Consider the following 14912-nt stretch of genomic DNA (forward strand, 5'->3'; position numbering starts at 1 on the left):
CCAGACATCCTCAAGCTCAATCTCGACCCCATACTCGCCGTCGGCGCAGATGGCATGGATCAGCGCCGTGATGGCCGTGTTGACCATCACCAGATGGTCCAGCGTCATATACACCGACCAGTGCCGGCTGCTGTCCTCGATCCCCGGAAAACGCCGGATCGTCACGATCCGGGATGCCTGTTCCCGCGGGAGTCGGCGGCTCAGAGCGATGGCGCGACCGGCCTCGGCGCGAAACAGCCGCAGGATCGAGGCCGGCGAGGCCAGGGAGGCATAAGCGCGAACGCCAAGGTCGGCGATCCGGCGTTCGTGGATCGGCAACTGGGCGACTGGTTGTCTCCGTTCCTCTGGCTGGCGTTCGATCATGGCTGACTTTTCCCCCAGGCATCGCGCAAACCGACGGTCAGATTGAACACCGGACGCTCCGGCGTCGTCTCCGGATCGGCGACGAAATAGCCCTCGCGCTCGAACTGGAACCGCGCGCCAGGCTGTACGCCTTGTAACGCGGGTTCCACGACACAGTCAGTGAGCACACGCAGTGAATCCGGATTGATATCGGCGCGGTAGTCCGCCCCGCCAGCGCCGGGCATCGGCACCCGAAACAGCCGGTCGTAGAGCCTGACCTCGGCTGGGATGCCGTGAGCAACCGAGACCCAATGAATGACGCCCTTGACCTTGCGGCCCTCGGGATTCTTGCCCAGGGTATCGAGGTCGACCGTCGCGCGCAGTTCGACAACCTCGCCCGCCGCATCCTTGACGATCTCGTCGCAGCGGATCACGTAGGCATTGCGCAGACGCACCTCGCCGCCGGGGATCAGTCGCTTGAAACCCTTGGGCGGAAGTTCGGCGAAATCGGCACGGTCGATAGAGATCTCATGTCCGAAGGGGACCGGGCGCGAACCCAGGCGCTCGTCCTTGGGATGGTTTCCGGCCTCCATGGTCTCCTGGCGGTCTTGCGGGTAGTTGGTCAGAATCACCTTGAGCGGGCGCAGAACCGCCATCCGGCGCGGCGCGGTGGCGTCCAGATCGTCGCGAATCGCACTCTCCAGCAGGGCCATCTCGACCAGATTATCGGACTTGGTGACGCCAACGCGCTCGCAGAACTCGCGGATGGCGGCGGGCGTGTAACCGCGCCGGCGCAGTCCCGCGAGCGTTGGCATGCGCGGATCGTCCCAGCCCTGCACCAGATGTTCGCTCACCAGTTCGGTCAGGAGGCGCTTGCTCATCACCGTGTATTCGAGATTCAGCCGGCTGAATTCGATCTGGCGCGGTTTGCTCGGCACCGAGACATGCTCGATGCACCAGTCGTAGAGCGGGCGATGGTCCTCGAATTCCAGGGTGCAGAGCGAGTGGGTGATCCCTTCCAGCGCATCGGAGAGCGGGTGGGTGTAGTCGTAGGTCGGATACAGACACCAGGCGCTGCCGGTCTGATGATGGACCACGCCATGCTTGATCCGGTAGAGCACCGGGTCACGCAGATTGATGTTCGGCGAGGCCATGTCGATGCGCGCGCGCAGGGTGCGCGCGCCATCCGGAAACTCGCCCGCGCGCATGCGCTTGAACAGATCCAGATTCTCTGCTAACGGGCGGTCGCGGTTGGGACTGTCGCGCCCAGGCTCGGTCAAGGTGCCGCGATAGACGCGGGTCTCCTCGGCGCTGAGGTCGCAGACATAGGCCAGCCCCTGTTCGATCAGCTCGATGGCGAAGACGTAGAGCTGCTCGAAATAGTCCGAGGCAAAAAACAGCCGGTCGCCCCAGTCGAATCCGAGCCAGCGCACATCGGCCTGGATGGAGTCGACGAATTCGACGTTTTCCTTCTGGGGGTTGGTGTCGTCGAACCGCAGATTGCAGCCTCCGCCGAAAGCTTCGGCCAGTCCGAAGTTGAGCACGATCGACTTGGCATGGCCGATATGCAGATAGCCATTCGGCTCGGGCGGAAAGCGGGTGACGATCCGGTCATGCTTGCCGGAAGCCAGGTCCGCTTCGACGATCTGGCGGATGAAATTGGTGCGTGGCGGCTCGGCGGCGTCGGTCATGGTCTCTCGGGCGTCTCGGGCGACGGATGGGAAGCGATAAGACCCGCATTTTAGCGCGTGTCACGGCGATTGAAAGGATCGGTTGGATGGCGTTTGCCGCAACCGGAAGGATTCTATCCGAACCCCGGAAAGCCGGTGCTTGCGCTATCCTGCCAACAGGCAAATATCGCCGCTGACGAGACGGGAGAGAGGTTTCATGCTGGTTAAATTTCAAACCAAAGCCTACGCCACCATCACCATGTTTGGCGATGTAGCCGTGATACTCATCAAACTCATGGGGCATAGCGGAAGCGTGCCGGGGGCACTGCTCGCCGAAGACGTGCCGGCCGCGTTGGCGCGATTGAAGGCGGCGGTCGCGGAGCACCCGAACGATCCGCTGGATCCCGCCAGCCATGCCGCGCAACAGGCTGACGAAGGGCAGCATGTCAGCCTTGCGCATCGGGCCTTGCCTTTGATCGAATTGCTCACAGCCGCGGCAGCGGAGGGCGAAAATGTGATGTGGGAAAATTAAGCGAACCATCCTGGACGCGGTTGATCGCGACCGTTCAGAATTCGCGCGTTTAGATCGCCAACTCAAGAGAGCACTAAGAGGATCGTTTTCATGGAAGCCACCTACAAAGTATCAGCGCTAGGCATCGCGCCGGGACACTTCGAGCAAACCGTGCGGGAGGGGCTGAAAGACCTGCTGAAAGGGGATCCCGCCACCTTCGAGCCGAAATTTCAGCGCATCCTGATCAATCAGCAGGTCGTGCTCGTCAAGAATCTCCCGGAGGCCACGGCCCGCAATCTTTACGACAAGCTGACCGAGATCGGCTTCATCTGCCGAATCGATCCCATGGCGCTGACCCTGGAAACGAAGACCTATCGCTGCCCCGCCTGCGGACACGAACAACCGCATGCGACCGATGGCACGCTCGACATCTGCGAAAAATGCAGCATCATCGGTGATCGCTACAAGGGCAATCAGGCCAATCAGCGCAATCAGGAATTGCGCGACGCCATCGAACTTGAACGCCGCGCGTTCGCCGCGCAGTCGACGGTCGCGGATGAAAAACAAACGCGCGAAGCCGAGCGCAAGCGCGCCGCGAAGCTCCGCAAAATCGCCCGTCGCAAGGTCGAACAGGAACTGGGCGTGACCTTCTTCAGCAAACTGCGTCCCTATCTGGCACCGCGCGTCCTCCTGCCCACCGTGGCCGGCCTGGCGCTGCTTGGCGGCAGCGTCGGTCTGGTGCTGTGGGATCGGCATCGCGCGGATGTCGGGGCCGCCGATACCGCCGATACCGCCGATGCCGTCCCGCCGAGCGGTCAACCGGGCGGCATGCAGGTCGTGATTACGCCCCCGCCGGGCCTGTCGGTCACGGTCGGCACCGATCCCGCGCTGGGCGGGGCCGCTGGCCTGTCCCCGGACGGGTTCGAAAGCGCCCTGGCAGGCGCTGGCGGGGCATCCCCGGAGATGTTGTCAGAGACGCCGCTCGCCGCCTCGGAGATTGACGCACCGGGGATGACCGGCAAGCTCGCGCTGAAGGTCGAGATTCCCGAAGCGAGCGCGAGGGCCGTGCGCTCCGGGGCGAGCGCCCCGTCATTCCCGACGACCGCCAGCGATCCGCGTGTCCTCGCCAGCCTGGCCTTCTACCAACTCGATACCGGCGATCTCGGCGCCGCGACCAGGACGCTCGACCGCGCGACCCTGGCCATGAACGGAGCACCGGACGCCTCGAGTGCGCTCCCGAAGGACCGGCTGCTGCGCGATGCCGTGGCTCTGCGCGCCGGTCTCGCGGGCCAATATGCCAAACAGTCCGATCTCACCAGCGCGGGATCTCAGTGGCGACGGGCCAACCTGCTCGCCGATTCCATTCCAGCCGCCGATTTTCGGGCGATGGCCTACGGCAGTCTGGCCCGCACGAGCCATGAGAATCGCGAGCTGCCCGTCCAAAAAGAGTATCTCGGCCTGGCCATCGAAACCGCCGCGCAATCCGCCGGGGGATCGCTTGAGCGGATTGACCTTCTCGGCACGCTCGCCCGCGATTTCGCGCTGATCGGTCAGCACGAGCGCGCCACGGCTTTCTTCGAGAAAGCGACGACCGCACTGAGCCGGATCCAGGATCGCGCGATCCAACCGGTTGCCCAGGCGATCCTGGCGCAGCGACTCGCCGAGGCCGGCGAGACCGAGACGGCGGCGGCCATCCTGACCAGATCGGTGCCTCCATCGGCGGGCACTGGCGGCGCTCCCGCCAGCGAGCGCCACCCGGAAGCGCTCGCCGCCCTGGCCAGCAGCCGTGCCCGGCAAGGCGACGTTGCGCAGGCGCAGGCCGATTTTTCCACGGCCATCGTTCAGGCCAGAAGCCTGACCGATCCCGTCGCGCGCACCGAGTCTCTCGTCTATCTGGCCCGCGCCATCTTCCAGGCCGGCGATCCCGCCGCCGCCGGACAGCTCATCGACTCGGCGGGTCCGTGGGACTGAGGCGCTTTCCTCTCGTGACACCGCGGAGCGGCGTCACGAGTTCTTTAAGCCTCAACCGCGCGTGGCGATATAGGCCAGCGCCTTGTCGATCCGGCGCAGGGTCGCGTCCTTGCCGACCAGCATCAGGGTCTCGTCGATGCCGGGCGAGGCGGCGCGCCCGACGATGGCGACCCGCAAGGGTTGCGCGACCTTGCCCATGTTGACTTCCAACTCCTCGGCGATTCGATCGACCACCCGCTTCAACTCCTCGGGGGTCCAGTCCTCGTAGGCCATCAACTCGAAGGCGGCGCGCACACGCTCCAGCGGTTCACGGGCGACCAGACGCAGATGCTTCTTGGCCGACACCTCGTCGAACTCGTCGAAATCCCGATAGCAGAAGGCGCTGATCTCGGCCAGTTCGGTCAGGGTCTTGGCGCGGGCGGCCTGGGCCTTGACGACCTCGACCAGATCGGGGCCGGTCGAGGGATCGATGTCGAGCCGCCCCATGTGCGGACTCAGCAGCCGGGCAATGCGGGCCGGATCGGCGTGTTGCAGGTATTGCTGGTTCAGCCAGTCCAGCTTGTCGGTGTTGAAGGCGGAGGCGGATTTGTTCACATCGCCGATGTCGAACAGTTCGATCATCTGCTCGACCGAGAAGATCTCCCGATCGCCGTGCGACCAGCCCAGACGCACCAGATAGTTCAGCAGCGCCTCGGGGAGATAGCCCTGATCGCGATAGGAAATCACGCTGACCGCGCCATGCCGCTTGGACAGTCGCGCCCCATCGTCGCCGAGGATCATGGGGACATGCGCATACCGCGGCGGCTCATGTCCGAGCGCGTGCAGAATGTTGATCTGGCGCGGGGTGTTGTTCAGATGATCGTCGCCCCGGATGACATGGGTGATCTTCATGTCGGCGTCGTCGACGACCACGCTCAGGTTGTAGGTCGGCGCGCCGTCGGTGCGACGGATGATGAGGTCGTCCAGTTCCTCGTTGGCGAAGGGCACTCGGCCGCGGATCAGGTCATCGACGATCACGACGCCATCGGCGGGATTGCGGAAACGGATCACATGAGGCGCGTCCGGGTCGATCTGGCGCTGGCGGCAGTGACCGTCGTAGCGCGGCTTCTGCTTGTGCGCCATCTGATCCACGCGCAGTTTCTCCAACCGATCCTTCGAGCAGTCGCAGCGGTAGGCCAGACCCTTTTCCAGCAGTTCCTCGATCACGGCGTTATAGCGGTCGAAGCGCTGGGTCTGATAGAACGGCCCCTCGTCATAGTCCAGCCCGAGCCAGGTCATCCCCTCCAGAATGGCGTTCACCGATTCCGCCGTGGAACGCTCCAGATCGGTATCCTCGATGCGCAGCACGAACTGACCGCCGTGCTTGCGGGCGTAGAGATAGCAGAAGAGCGCGGTGCGGGCGCCGCCGACATGCAGATAACCGGTGGGAGAGGGGGCGAAGCGGGTGCGAACGGTCATGGTTTTCCGGATCGATTCAAGGGATTTGAAGCGGTAAATTCTACACAGTGGCCCCGCTCCCTGCCCGCTTGTTCGCGCCCGACGCATGGGTTATGTTGACCGCATGCGATTTTCCGAAGCAAACAATACGGACGGCCATCTGATCGATGCCTATGGCGTGGACGGTATCGTGATCGGCGGACGACGCTATCGGCGGGGTCTGATCGTGACACCCGAGCGGATCGTCGATCTCTGGGGGCCGAATCAACCGAGCGAGTTGATGGCGGAACATCTGGATGAGCTGTTGGCGTTCTCGCCTCAGATCATCGTACTGGGGACTGGCCGCACTCAGATCTTCCCGGATCCAAGCCTGTATTTCAGGATGATGGAACAGCGGATTGGCTTTGAAATCATGGACACGGGCGCGGCCTGCCGGACCTATAACATTCTGATGTCCGAGGGCCGTCGCGTCGTCGCCGCTTTCATGGCCGAGTGAGTCCGACGGCGACTCAAGGCGCCCGATCACCAGATCTTGGGCGCAAATTTAGCGTCGTTGAGAATCCTCACGCTGTCGCCGGTCGGTGCCAGCACGAACAGACCCTGACGATACGCAAAGGCCGCCGCGCCTTCCTCGATGCGCATCCCCGCCACCGCGCCATGCAGACGCTTGTCGGCATACTCCGGAAAAAACTGGCGAAAACGCTTGAGGTCTTCCAGGAATTCGCGGACCTCCTCGACGCCCAGGCTGCTCTTGACCTCCACGTCGACCACATGCTCGGCGTTCACCACCAGCACGTCGATTTCCAGCGTATCGCCGCCCATCCGCTTCATGACCCGCCGGCTGACCATGTGCACCGGGATCCCGCGCTCGGTAAACAACCGCTCGCAGGCCGGGGCGACCAGATTTTCGACGAACAGGCCCCATTGACCGCCCAGTTCGCCGATCCGTTTGTTGACTTCGCGATTCATCTCACTGATTTTCCGATCGGTCTCCTGAAATTTCCGATCGGTTTCTTTCTGTGCCGCGGCGACCTGTTTTTGGGAATCCGCCACTTCCCGAAACAGTGCCCAGACATCGTCGAGCGTCGTTGTTGCCATCTCGCCCATCTCACAGTTGATCTGTCATGCCAACAGCATAACCCAAATCCAGGACCATCCATCTTGCCCCTCGCCCGGACGGCACGTAGCATGAGGCATCGCGGGCTGTCGCCGTCCCACCTCATCCATCCTCGGGAGCATTCCACCACCATGGACCGCAAGATCGTCCTGTCCGTGCTCGGCGCCGCCATCCTCAGCTTCGTCGCCATCCTGCTGCTGATGCCCGCCACGCTCGACGACATCACCGAGCGTCTCCCCTGGCGCATCGCCCAGGACGAGGCCGGGCGTACCCGCGTCTTTGGCTTCACGCTCGGTCAAACCACGCTCGCCGAGGTCCGCGCGGTGTTTCGCGAAGAAGGCGAACTGAACCTGTTCCAGACCCCCGACGACCCGCCCCGCCATGCCGCCGAAGCCTTTTTCGAGCAGATCGTTCTGCAACGCCTGCGCGCGGATTTCGTCATCGCGCTGGAGGTCGACCAGCCGACGCTGATTGGTATGTATGACCGGGGACTGCGCATCAGCCAACTCGGCAGCGGCAGCAAAAAGATCAAGCTCAACCCCGACGACGCCACGGCGCTCGCCTCGCGTCCCATCCAGAGCATCAGTTACCTGCCCAAGGCGCGACTCGACGCCGACCTGCTCGAACAGCGTTTCGGCCCGCCATCCCGAGAGCTGACCGAACCCGAGACCGGGATCGTCCATTGGCTCTATCCCGCGCGCGGACTCGACATCGCCAGGGCGCCCAATGGCAAGGTGGTCGTTCAGTATGTCAATCCACGGGATTGCGACAGACTCCTGGAGCCGCTCAAGGAGCTTTAGGCGGTGCCCGAATCTCGCCAGGCAGGATTAGCTGGGCGGGTGTTGCGCGGTTCGATCAACCGATTCGACTGACGGCAGCGAAGTCGCCTGACGCGGCGACCGTCGAGACAGAGGGTATCATGCACGCTGGCCCGTTCGCCGAGACGAACCCAGCAGGTTACAGAAGGCTCAATCAATGCATCCCGCGACTCGTTTCTTCATGGGCGTCATCGCCCTCTTCGCCCCCTTGGCGGCCTTTGCGACCGAGACCGCCAACCCCATCGACCTGACGACGCATGCCGTCGGCTATGCCGCGCTGAGCATTTTCGGCATCGCCTACGCCCTGGTCATGGCGGAAGAATTCCTGCATCTGCGCAAATCCAAGCCGGTCATCATCGCCGCCGGCGTCATCTGGTGCCTGATCGCCTACGTCTACATCCAGATGGGCGAGCCGCATCTGGCCGGCGAGGCGGTCCGCCGCAACCTGCTCGAATACGCCGAACTCATGCTGTTCCTGCTGGTGGCGATGACCTATATCAACGCGCTCCAGGAACGACAGGTGTTCGACGCGCTGCGTTCCTGGCTGATTCGCAAGGGCTTCGGCTTTCGCGCGCTGTTCTGGTTGACCGGCACCCTCGCCTTCCTGATCTCGCCGGTCGCGGACAACCTGACCACGGCCCTGTTGATGTGCGCGGTGGTGCTGGCGGTCGGTGGCGACAACAAGCGCTTCGTCACCCTCGCCTGTATCAACATCGTGGTCGGAGCGAATGCCGGCGGCGCCTTCAGTCCGTTCGGGGATATCACGACCCTGATGGTCTGGCAGAAGGGCATGGTCGACTTTTTTGGTTTTTTCAAGCTGTTCGTGCCCGCCGTGGTCAACTTCGTGGTGCCCGCGATCCTCATGCACTTCGCCGTTCCCAATCTCAAACCGGTCGCAAGCTCGGAGGATGTGCCCATGAAACGGGGCGCCCGGCGCATCATCGTCCTGTTTCTGCTGACCATCGCCACCGCCGTGAGCTTCCACAACTTCCTGCACCTGCCGCCGGTGCTGGGGATGCTCACGGGTCTTGGCTATCTGCAATTCTTCGGTTACTACCTGCGCATGAGCCACCATCGCTGGCGGCTGCGCAATGAGGGTCGGGCCACCCTGGTTGGCGACATGACCCCCTTCGATGTCTTCAACAAGGTCGCGCGGGCCGAATGGGACACCCTGCTGTTCTTCTATGGCGTGGTGCTCTGCGTGGGCGGACTCGGACAGCTCGGCTATCTCGCGATGGCGTCCGATCTCATGTACAACCAATGGGGTCCGACCCATGCCAACATCGCGATCGGCTTCCTCTCGGCCATTGTCGACAATATCCCGGTGATGTTCGCCGTCCTGACCATGAACCCCGAGATGAACGAAACCCAATGGCTGCTGGTCACCCTGACCGCTGGCGTCGGCGGCTCGCTGCTGTCGATCGGTTCGGCGGCGGGCGTGGCGCTCATGGGTCAGGCGCGCGGAACCTACACCTTCTTTGCCCATCTGGAATGGACGCCCGCGATCGCGCTCGGCTACCTGGCGAGCATCGCGGTCCATCTGTGGCTCAATGGCTGAGTCCAGACGCGCGGGGCGTCGTCGCACGCCCCTTTCGACCCTGATGATCGCCCTGCTCCTGGTCGGCGCCTGGGCGGTCGAGCAGTGGGGACCGGGGCTGATTCCGGGCAACTGGTCGTTCGGCGCCTCGGGCCGGACCTGCCGGCTGGATACCGTGCTGGACGGCGATTCGCTGCGGCTGACCTGCCAGGGCGAGCGGGTTGAGGTGCGATTGCACTGCATCGACGCCCCCGAGCACAAACAGCGGCCTTGGTCTGACCGCTCGCGCGACTCGCTCCGCCAACTCGCGACCCGACACCTGGAACTGGTGCCGATCGACAAGGACCGCTTCGGGCGCACGGTGGGCGATGTCTACAGCGTCGGATCGACGTCGCGGAGCCTGCTGAATCTGGAGCAAGTCAGGAGCGGCAATGCGGCGGTCTATGCGCGCTATTGCGAGGATAAACAGTTTTTTCGCGCAGAACGCGAGGCTCGCGAGGCCAAGCGAGGGATCTGGAGTCGCAAGGGCGAACACCAGACCCCCTGGATTTTTCGGCATCGCAAACGCTGAGCGCGGCCGAGCATTCTTGATGGCCCGTTGCCGATCGCTACGCCGCGTAAAATCCGCGTCTCAAAGCGCCAGGATCCAGCCTCAGGCCGGCCGCTCGAACAGATAGTGAGCGACGAACCATTCCTGCCCCTTCCGATACCCGAACAGCTCGGCGCAGGCCATGAAGAAGAGCCGCCAGCGAATCCACCAGGTCGCCGCCTCGGCCGCGCCATAGGTGTCCTCCAGAATCGGCCAGATGAACTCGCGGGCGCCATCCATACGATCCAGCCAGGCATTGAGCGTGCGTTCGTAATGGCGACCGTCCCAACGCCAACGGGTGATCAATGTCAGATCGTCCTGAAAGTGCAGCGGGAGATCGTCGCTCGGCATGATGCCGCCAGCAAAGAAATAATGACTCATCCAATCGCTGGGACCAATGTCCTCGAAAGGATAGGGATGCTCCCGATGTACGAAGATATGCATCAGAAAACGCCCGCCGGGCGTCAGCCAGTCGTGGACACGGCGAAACAGCGCGCGATGGTTACGCATGTGCTCGAACATCTCCAGCGAAACGATGCGGTCGTAACGGTCCTCGGCCTGGAAGTCATTCATGTCCGCCGTGACGAGCGTCAGATTGGTCAGCCCGAGACGGTCGCGTTCCGCTTCAATGAACTGGCGCTGGCCGTGGGAGTTGGAAACACCGGTGATCCGGGCGTTGGGAAATCGCTCCGCCAGAGAGAGACTGAAAGCACCCCAACCGCAGCCAAGCTCCAGCACCCGCTGACCGTCCTCGATCCCGGCCCGCTCGGCGGTCACGCGCAACGCTGCCTCCTCCGCGTCAGCAAGGGTCTTGACTCCGTCCGGCCAATAGCCGCTGCTGTATTTGCGGCGCGGCCCCAGCACAAGATCGAAAAAGGTCGCTGGGAGTTCGTAGTGCTGTTCGTTCGCCCGCTCCGGCACCTCGGCGATCGGAGCGGCGTCCATCATGGCGATGAACTCGCGCTTGTGACGCATCGCCGCCTCGCAGTCATGCAGCGGCAGACTTGCCAGGCGCTGACGCAGCAGCAGGCGAATTCCAGCACGCACGAGCGCATCCGGCGCCCTGCCCTGTTCGACCCAGCGGATCGCGGTTTCCGTTGCTTTGAGCATCGTCATTCCTCTCGTCTTGCCTCGATAAAATTTGACCGCGTCCGCCCCGACTCAGATGCTGGCAGCATTGGACGAGGACAAGTCCAAGGGCACAATTGATCCATGGCAGGAGATCCTGATCAGCCACCGAAACCGCGGGATGGCGCTAGGCACGGAACGCCGCTCGATGCGTGACACCGCGGAGCGGTGTCACGAGAAATCACACTCCCTGGTGGCTGGCGGCCAATTCAGCCCCGCAGCACTCTGCCCGTGCGACCGTCGCGGATGCTTGATGGACGTCCGGAACCGGAACAGGCGCCAACGAGGAGAGCATCGGGCTGTTCGTAGAGTGCAAGCCTCACCCGCAGGCTCGTGCGGGCTGGTGGGCGACCGGCCCGATTGGCGCTGGTGGAGACGATAGCGCCACCATAAGTCTTACACAGACCGGCGGAAAGCGGGTGGGCGGTGACCCGAACCGCGAGTGTCTCGAAGCGGCCGGTCAGCCAACGGGGCGTCGAGGGTCGGGCGGGCAGCAGCCAGGTATGGGGCCCCGGCCAGCTCGCATGGATGTCCGCCATGCGCTCGGCGGACAGATCCTCCACAAAGGGCGTCAGTTGAGCGGGATCGGCCGCGATCAGGATCAGTCCCTTGGAAACATCGCGCTGCTTGATCGTCAGGAGACGCTCCACGGCGGCCCGATTCCAAGGATCGCAGCCCAATCCATACACCGCTTCCGTCGGATAGGCGACCACGCCGCCATATCGCATGACATGCGCGGCAAGACGCAAACGATGACGAGGAAGAAACGGCATGACGCACATCCATCGAGAGATAAAATGCCGATCGCGACAGAGACTCCGTTCCCGAGGGCCAGGATCGCGAAACTGGCGGCGGACCATTGCGAAAGATCAACCGCCTATCTGGAAAGACCCCCGCCGCTCGCCTATAGTTTACCGTTCTTAAGCGTGTCGATACCGACTTGAAAACCGAAACCGCTCCGACCGGTCTGGACGAATGGGTCGAATTGATCCGCGAACAGGAAATGCCAATCTTCGACGATACGGCCCATAAGGTCATCGCCTTCGCGGACGACGAGCTGGCGCCGATCTCGGAACTGGCGGGCGTGATTTTGCGCGACGCGTCCCTGACCGCGCGCGTCCTCAAGCTGGCCAACTCCATTTATTATAATCCGACCGGCGCCGGCATCAGCACGATTACGCGCGCCGTCATCGTGCTTGGCTTCAATGCGGTACGGGACATGTGTCTGGCGGTGACCCTGGTCGATGCCTTGGTCAAGGGTGCCGCCCGGGATCGTCTGAGCCGCGAACTGGCGCGCTCGCTGCACTCCGCGACCCAGGCGCGCGCACTGGCCGCGGCACGCGGGGACAAATCGCCCGAAGAGGTCTTCATCGCCACCCTTCTCACCCGCATCGGGGAGTTGGCCTTCTGGTGTTTCAGCGGCGAGATCGGCCAGACGCTGGAGCGCGCGTCAAACCAGCCCGGCATCACCCCTGAACAGGCCCAGGAGAAGGTGCTCGGTTTTCGGCTCAGCCATCTGAGCAAGAAATTGATCCAGGAATGGCACCTGAGCGAACTGCTACAGAAGGCGATCAGCCACCCCACGCAGATGGATGAACGGATGCAGATTGTCGTGTTAAGCCAGCGGATTGCTCGCTGTGCCGAGGAACAGGGCTGGCGCTCGGACGAGATGAATCAACTGGTGCAGAAGACCGCCAGGCTGACCGATCTCCCGCCCGATGAGGCCCGCGCGCTGCTGCATCAGAAGGCACGCGAGGCATCCCTACTGGCAACTGATTTGGGCGCCGGTTTCGCTGCTGTCCATATCCCTCAACCCAGCCCAAGCAACCTCGGCGAACAGACGGCAGAGCCGCCATCGGAAAAACCGCCCGCGCCCGCGGTGCTCCAGCCGTCTCCCGACGGTTCCCTGCGCATCAAAATCCTGCGCGAACTGGCGGCCTTTCTCGACGCTGGCCAATGCGACTTCAATCTCATCATGGAACTGGCGCTGGAGGGGATCTACCGAGGCGTCGGCATGGATCGCGTCCTGTTCGCCCTGACCACGCCCGACAAAAAGGCGATCAAGGCAAAATATGCGCTTGGGCAGGGCCAGGCGGACCTGACCGGTGGCTTCCAGTTTATCCGCCCGCCCGGTGCGCCCGACATCCTGTTTCAGACCATGGACCGCAAACTCCCGCACTGGGTGACCGCCCGCGAATGCGAAGACGCACGCTTGATCCCCGCTCGACTGACGCAATTGGTTGGACGCACGCCCTTCATGCTTGCGCCCATCGTCGTCAATCATCAGTGCATTGGACTTTTTTATACGGATCGAGGCCTAAGCAAACGAGCGCTCGATGCCGTCAGCTTCGACGACTTCAAACAGTTTGCGCGCCAGGCCAACATCGGGCTCAGTCTCGCCGCCTCGCGTCCGCGCCGGAAGACGTGATCGGTTTTGCAGAGGGCATTGCGAGCGACGCCGGCGGTTCGGACAGTCCGCTCACTCGAAAGGTCGGTAATGCGGAACATCCGCGACCTCCAGCATCTCCCGGTCTCCCGCCGAGTCGCCGTAGGCATGAAGTTCGTACTGGGTCAGATCGCCGAGCAGCCCCCTGAGTCGCCTGACCTTCTCGGGGCCTCGACAATTGGCGCCATCCATCCCACCGTCGAATAACAACGGACCGCCCGCGGGTTTGGTACAGAGCAGATCGTCGAATCCCAGGCGCGCCGCGACCGGTTCCAGATACAGATCGAGCGAGGCGCTGACCATGACGAGTCGATGGCCCCGCGACCGGTGCCATGCGATTCTCTCCAATGCGGCGGGTCGAAACAGCGCCTCCACGGCGCAGGCGTGCGCGTCTCCGAACCGCCGCAATGATGGGACCGACTGTCCGGGAAAGAGCCTGCCGATGATCCGAGCCTTGAAACGATCGCGATCCGAGCGTTTGAGGACGACCTTCATCGCTTCGCCGGCAAGGCTTGCGAAGGCCAGCCCAACGCGGACACGGCCAAAGGCGCGCGTGAGAAATGGGACGAAGGTGTCCCGGGTGGTGATGGTGCCGTCGAAGTCAAAGGCGGCGACGACCGGTTTCGTTTGATTCATAAACCCTTGTTCCGGTGCAACAGACCGCGTTTTTCCGCGAAAGAACGCGCGTCGGAGCCCACGAAGGTCGCCGTTGGCGCGCGTCAACTCAGGCTTCGACCATCTGGACCACAACCAGCCGGCCGCCCTCGCCCTTGGCGAGCAGAATCTGCTGCCCGTCCTGGAGTTCGAGCTTGCCGCCGATCGGGATCGCTGTCCGGGTCGCGACCTCCATCAGGTCGGGCAGACGTTCGTTGATCAGCCACCATCGGCACTCGTGCAAGACGAAATAGCCGACCCGTCGCTTCTGCTCCGCGTCGAGTTTCTCGTTCGGAGCGATCAGATGATTCGCATGCCAGTGAAAGAGCGATTGGCCGGTCCAGACCATTAGCCGATGGTTATCGGGCCGGTACTGGCCCTCCTTGCGAGAAGAATAGAGGTTCAGGACCGGGAGTTTGCCCTGGAAGGGCGTCCCGCAGAAGGGGCAGCGGGGTTTGGTGGAATTATCGAACACATACCACTTCTGTTCGCACACCGGATTCAGACAGGGTTGAATCAGATCGACCGTCTTGACCAGCGCGGTCTCCCAATCGTTCGCCGACGGGCGCTGGCCGGGATCGTGCAGACCGGAGACAAAGGACTGCTCGAACAGTCGGGACAGATAAGGGCCGGTGAGGGTGTACGGCAGCCGCTCGGTATCGGCCCAGGGCAGTTCGGTCGGCTTGGCGCGA

Annotated in this window: 13 protein-coding genes and 2 pseudogenes; 7 read left to right on the forward strand and 8 right to left on the reverse strand. The window is 63.2% G+C overall.

Translation table 11 applies throughout. From position 1 onward, the window contains the following. Together QZY07_RS18465 and QZY07_RS18470 are read right to left on the reverse strand one after the other, a co-directional pair. A pseudogene (locus tag QZY07_RS18465) lies at positions 1-363 on the reverse strand (DinB family protein); the annotation flags it as partial. Continuing rightward, positions 360-2033, reverse strand: coding sequence for a glutamine--tRNA ligase/YqeY domain fusion protein (locus tag QZY07_RS18470; protein ID WP_295405865.1), 1674 nt, complete (start codon positions 2031-2033; stop codon positions 360-362). The pseudogene QZY07_RS18465 and the gene QZY07_RS18470, both read right to left, overlap by 4 nt. Positions 2034-2229: 196 nt before the next feature. Here QZY07_RS18470 and QZY07_RS18475 point away from each other — a divergent pair, with 196 nt between their 5' ends. After that, positions 2230-2544, forward strand: a complete 315-nt coding sequence (locus QZY07_RS18475; RefSeq protein WP_295405888.1) for a DUF1840 domain-containing protein — start codon at positions 2230-2232, stop codon at positions 2542-2544. Between the two features lie 90 nt (positions 2545-2634). Beyond that, entirely contained in the window at positions 2635-4494 is a 1860-nt protein-coding gene (locus QZY07_RS18480) for a hypothetical protein (protein ID WP_295405867.1), read from the forward strand. A 51-nt stretch (positions 4495-4545) separates the two neighbouring features. On the opposite strand, the gene gltX is transcribed toward QZY07_RS18480, so the two are convergent. After that, on the reverse strand, positions 4546-5952 hold the full coding sequence (gene gltX / locus QZY07_RS18485) for a glutamate--tRNA ligase (protein WP_295405869.1): 1407 nt from the start codon (positions 5950-5952) through the stop codon (positions 4546-4548). Positions 5953-6055: 103 nt separating this feature from the next. On the opposite strand from gltX, the gene QZY07_RS18490 reads away from it, so the two are divergent. After that, positions 6056-6427 carry an Mth938-like domain-containing protein gene (locus QZY07_RS18490; RefSeq protein ID WP_295405871.1) on the forward strand — a complete coding sequence of 124 codons (372 nt, stop codon included), beginning with the start codon at positions 6056-6058 and terminating at the stop codon, positions 6425-6427. 26 nt (positions 6428-6453) lie between these two features. Here the strand turns inward: QZY07_RS18490 and QZY07_RS18495 are convergent, their stop codons facing one another. Further along, positions 6454-7029 carry a DUF3782 domain-containing protein gene (locus QZY07_RS18495; RefSeq protein ID WP_295405873.1) on the reverse strand — a complete coding sequence of 192 codons (576 nt, stop codon included), beginning with the start codon at positions 7027-7029 and terminating at the stop codon, positions 6454-6456. 90 nt (positions 7030-7119) lie between these two features. On the opposite strand from QZY07_RS18495, the gene QZY07_RS18500 reads away from it, so the two are divergent. The 3 genes from QZY07_RS18500 (at position 7120) to QZY07_RS18510 (ending at position 9974) form a co-directional block, all read left to right on the forward strand. Beyond that, on the forward strand, positions 7120-7848 hold the full coding sequence (locus tag QZY07_RS18500; RefSeq protein ID WP_363184471.1) for a hypothetical protein: 729 nt from the start codon (positions 7120-7122) through the stop codon (positions 7846-7848). A 175-nt stretch (positions 7849-8023) separates the two neighbouring features. Beyond that, the gene (nhaD, locus tag QZY07_RS18505) at positions 8024-9424 is read left to right on the forward strand and encodes a sodium:proton antiporter NhaD (RefSeq protein ID WP_295405875.1); all 1401 of its coding nucleotides are present in this window, start codon (positions 8024-8026) and stop codon (positions 9422-9424) included. Further along, on the forward strand, positions 9417-9974 hold the full coding sequence (locus QZY07_RS18510; RefSeq protein WP_295405877.1) for a thermonuclease family protein: 558 nt from the start codon (positions 9417-9419) through the stop codon (positions 9972-9974). Before nhaD ends, QZY07_RS18510 begins: the two co-directional genes overlap by 8 nt. A gap of 81 nt (positions 9975-10055) precedes the next feature. Here the strand turns inward: QZY07_RS18510 and QZY07_RS18515 are convergent, their stop codons facing one another. Beyond that, the gene (locus QZY07_RS18515) at positions 10056-11102 is read right to left on the reverse strand and encodes a cyclopropane-fatty-acyl-phospholipid synthase family protein (protein ID WP_295405880.1); all 1047 of its coding nucleotides are present in this window, start codon (positions 11100-11102) and stop codon (positions 10056-10058) included. A 227-nt stretch (positions 11103-11329) separates the two neighbouring features. After that, on the reverse strand, positions 11330-11893 hold the full coding sequence (locus tag QZY07_RS18520; protein ID WP_295405882.1) for a Sua5/YciO/YrdC/YwlC family protein: 564 nt from the start codon (positions 11891-11893) through the stop codon (positions 11330-11332). A gap of 167 nt (positions 11894-12060) precedes the next feature. On the opposite strand from QZY07_RS18520, the gene QZY07_RS18525 reads away from it, so the two are divergent. Next, a complete protein-coding gene (locus QZY07_RS18525) occupies positions 12061-13548 on the forward strand; it encodes an HDOD domain-containing protein (RefSeq protein WP_295405884.1) in 1488 nt (495 codons plus the stop codon). A 51-nt stretch (positions 13549-13599) separates the two neighbouring features. Here QZY07_RS18525 and QZY07_RS18530 read toward each other — a convergent pair whose 3' ends face one another. After that, the gene (locus QZY07_RS18530; protein WP_295405886.1) at positions 13600-14202 is read right to left on the reverse strand and encodes an HAD-IB family hydrolase; all 603 of its coding nucleotides are present in this window, start codon (positions 14200-14202) and stop codon (positions 13600-13602) included. An 88-nt stretch (positions 14203-14290) separates the two neighbouring features. After that, positions 14291-14912: pseudogene (locus QZY07_RS18535) on the reverse strand (kinase); the annotation flags it as partial.

It is taken from the genome of uncultured Thiocystis sp. (assembly GCF_903866365.1).
Classification (GTDB): domain Bacteria; phylum Pseudomonadota; class Gammaproteobacteria; order Chromatiales; family Chromatiaceae; genus Chromatium.

Bases quoted from the DNA above. Each gene is read 5' to 3' on its own strand.
- nhaD (WP_295405875.1), top strand. From the start codon at position 8,024: ATGCATCCCGCGACTCGTTTCTTCATGGGCGTCATCGCCCTCTTCGCC.
- QZY07_RS18520 (WP_295405882.1), bottom strand. From the start codon at position 11,893: ATGCCGTTTCTTCCTCGTCATCGTTTGCGTCTTGCCGCGCATGTCATG.
- QZY07_RS18510 (WP_295405877.1), top strand. From the start codon at position 9,417: ATGGCTGAGTCCAGACGCGCGGGGCGTCGTCGCACGCCCCTTTCGACC.
- QZY07_RS18490 (WP_295405871.1), top strand. From the start codon at position 6,056: ATGCGATTTTCCGAAGCAAACAATACGGACGGCCATCTGATCGATGCC.
- QZY07_RS18495 (WP_295405873.1), bottom strand. From the start codon at position 7,029: ATGGCAACAACGACGCTCGACGATGTCTGGGCACTGTTTCGGGAAGTG.
- QZY07_RS18530 (WP_295405886.1), bottom strand. From the start codon at position 14,202: ATGAATCAAACGAAACCGGTCGTCGCCGCCTTTGACTTCGACGGCACC.
- QZY07_RS18480 (WP_295405867.1), top strand. From the start codon at position 2,635: ATGGAAGCCACCTACAAAGTATCAGCGCTAGGCATCGCGCCGGGACAC.
- gltX (WP_295405869.1), bottom strand. From the start codon at position 5,952: ATGACCGTTCGCACCCGCTTCGCCCCCTCTCCCACCGGTTATCTGCAT.
- QZY07_RS18500 (WP_363184471.1), top strand. From the start codon at position 7,120: ATGAGGCATCGCGGGCTGTCGCCGTCCCACCTCATCCATCCTCGGGAG.
- QZY07_RS18515 (WP_295405880.1), bottom strand. From the start codon at position 11,102: ATGCTCAAAGCAACGGAAACCGCGATCCGCTGGGTCGAACAGGGCAGG.
- QZY07_RS18470 (WP_295405865.1), bottom strand. From the start codon at position 2,033: ATGACCGACGCCGCCGAGCCGCCACGCACCAATTTCATCCGCCAGATC.
- QZY07_RS18475 (WP_295405888.1), top strand. From the start codon at position 2,230: ATGCTGGTTAAATTTCAAACCAAAGCCTACGCCACCATCACCATGTTT.